Annotated in this window: 2 protein-coding genes; both read left to right on the plus strand. The window is 55.8% G+C overall.

Annotated features, from left to right (window positions below; translation table 11 throughout):
* Nucleotides 1-193 precede the first annotated feature (193 nt).
* Nucleotides 194-1654: a S41 family peptidase gene (locus GRI48_RS14125; protein ID WP_160677662.1), complete on the plus strand. Its 1461-nt coding sequence runs from the start codon at nt 194-196 to the stop codon at nt 1652-1654.
* An 83-nt stretch (nt 1655-1737) separates the two neighbouring features.
* Nucleotides 1738-2145: a hypothetical protein gene (locus GRI48_RS14130; RefSeq protein WP_160677665.1), complete on the plus strand. Its 408-nt coding sequence runs from the start codon at nt 1738-1740 to the stop codon at nt 2143-2145.
* Nucleotides 2146-2184: the final 39 nt, after the last annotated feature.

Raw genomic sequence — 2184 nt, forward strand, 5'->3', positions numbered from 1 at the left:
TTCAGGCCGCCCAGCAGGGCGACAACAACCGCCGGAACTCTAACTTAACCGGTGGACCACCCTAATGGGGCAGGTCATGAGCACGGTTGGCTTTGCCCAACCCAACCAAGAAGACTCTTCCTCTCCACCGCTGGGCCTTACGCGCCCAAATTTTTCGCTATAATAAGATGGCAGAATCTTTGGGGGGTGGCAGATGTCGCTTCGGTTTGTCCTAACTGTCGTTTCGTTCGTCGCGATCTGGGCTGGCCCGTTGGAAGCCGAGGAATCGGGCAACCCCTGGCAATTGATTGCAAGGGAAGACGCGCGGGCTGCGCTTGAGCTTATCGAAAGCAATCATCCAGGCGCTGATCCATCGCTGGGTGACGCCAGGTTTCTTGAGCGTATTCGCATAGCGCGAGCGAATGTCGAACAACGTCTTACGAAGGTCGATAGCTATCCCGCCTACAACGCCTTGATGTCTGGTTTGGCTGCGGATTTTGGAGACGGTCACATCTGGTCGACTGCCCTTGTAGAGTACAAATTTCGCGCTTGGACAGGAATCATCCTTTCTCGCCGCGGTGGAGCATGGATAGTCGGAGCCCAAGAGCAACACGACGGCGAAAGAGACATAGTTGGGTTTCGGCTTGTTTCCTGCGATGGAGCAGATGTCGATGCATGGGCGAGAGAACGGATTGGACTCTTCAAGGGCAATCCGGAAGTGGAGTCGCAGCTTGCCCAGAACGCGGCGTGGCTCCTGTTGCGTGACGGCAACCCGTTTCTCACTCGACCAGAGAGTTGTGTCCTTGAATCCCCCCAAGGCGTGCGCGAACAGGTCGATCTCAATTGGCGCCAAATTCAGGTTGCTGATTTGGAGCCGTTCATTGTCCGCGCCGAAGGTAAGCGTACGGGGGCGGGTATGGGGGTTGAGAAGTTTGACAGGGGGTATTGGATCAAGCTTGAGACCTTGGGCGCCGGTGCAGCGGAGGTTGTCGCTGAAGTAGACAAGCACCAGAAAGAGCTAAGGACCGCGCCGATGGTCGTGCTAGATCTTCGTGGCAACGGCGGCGGAGACTCCTCCTACGCATCTGCAATTGCGACAACGCTCGTTGGTGCAGAAACCGTTGCCGCAGCGGCGCGACCAGCAGACGACTGTCGGGGAGCCTTTTGGCGCGTTTCGCCAGGCAATCTCGAGATGCTTCGCGGCTGGCGCGATCGCTTGGCGCGCGATGATGCGAAATCTTTCAGCTATGTCTCTGACCTCGTGCAGGACATGGAGGCTGCCCTGATTGAAAGCCGTGCTTTTGCGCCGGCATTGCCAAGTTGCGCGAGAGAGCCCTCGACCGAAATCATCGCTGATGGCCACAAGTTACCTTCCCCGGAAATGCTCGGGCGGCTCGTGCTATTAACGGATCGGAGCTGTTTCAGCTCTTGCCTGATCGCCGCTGATCTTTTTCTTCGCTTGGGCGCACTTCACGTCGGCGAAGCGACCGATGTTTCAACTCGCTACATGGAAGTCAGGCAGGAGGTTCTTCCCTCGGGAATCCGTACGTTCTCGACTTTGCAGAAGGTTGCACTTGGCTTGGAAGATTATGGTCCATTTGAGCCTGAGGTAAACTACTCCGGCGATCTAGCTGACACGGAGAAAATTCAAGGTTGGATCAGCCAACTCCAGTAATGAGTGTCTTACGTTCACAAGCGAGAAATTTTAGAAGCGGCAATTCGTGGTCGGTGAACCAACGCTGGTTCGGAGTAGCAATAATGAAGACGATTGCTCCTGCTTTTCTACTGTCCCTTGTGGCCTGCAGCACATTCCCTGCCGCAGAGATGCGACTTCCTCACAATCTCTCGTCGGTCGAAGCAGAGCAGATCGTAGGGATTGATGGTTGGACGCATGGCTGTTTCAAGGGCGCTGGCTATGCTGGCGGATATAAACGCTCAGAGAGGCGCTCGACCTACCTCGACACTTTTGATCGTCGTGCCGGCCACGCGAGCTTCACTATTGAAGGGCCGATGATCAGCAGCGTTATCGACGGACGTTGCCATATGCGGGAACGTGAGCTTCAATTTGGAACTGTCAGCTTCACGACTAAGCCAATGGCATATCGCTGTGAATTCTTGTCCGACGGATTGACCTGCCCCATTAGGGTGGTCCACCGGTTAAGTTAGAGTTCCGGCGGTTGTTGTCGCCCTGCTGGGCGGCCTGAA

It is taken from the genome of Qipengyuania oceanensis (assembly GCF_009827535.1).
Lineage (GTDB): Bacteria > Pseudomonadota > Alphaproteobacteria > Sphingomonadales > Sphingomonadaceae > Qipengyuania_C > Qipengyuania_C oceanensis.

Coding starts and splice junctions, on each gene's coding strand:
- GRI48_RS14125 (WP_160677662.1), top strand. CDS start 194: ATGTCGCTTCGGTTTGTCCTAACTGTCGTTTCGTTCGTCGCGATCTGG.
- GRI48_RS14130 (WP_160677665.1), top strand. CDS start 1,738: ATGAAGACGATTGCTCCTGCTTTTCTACTGTCCCTTGTGGCCTGCAGC.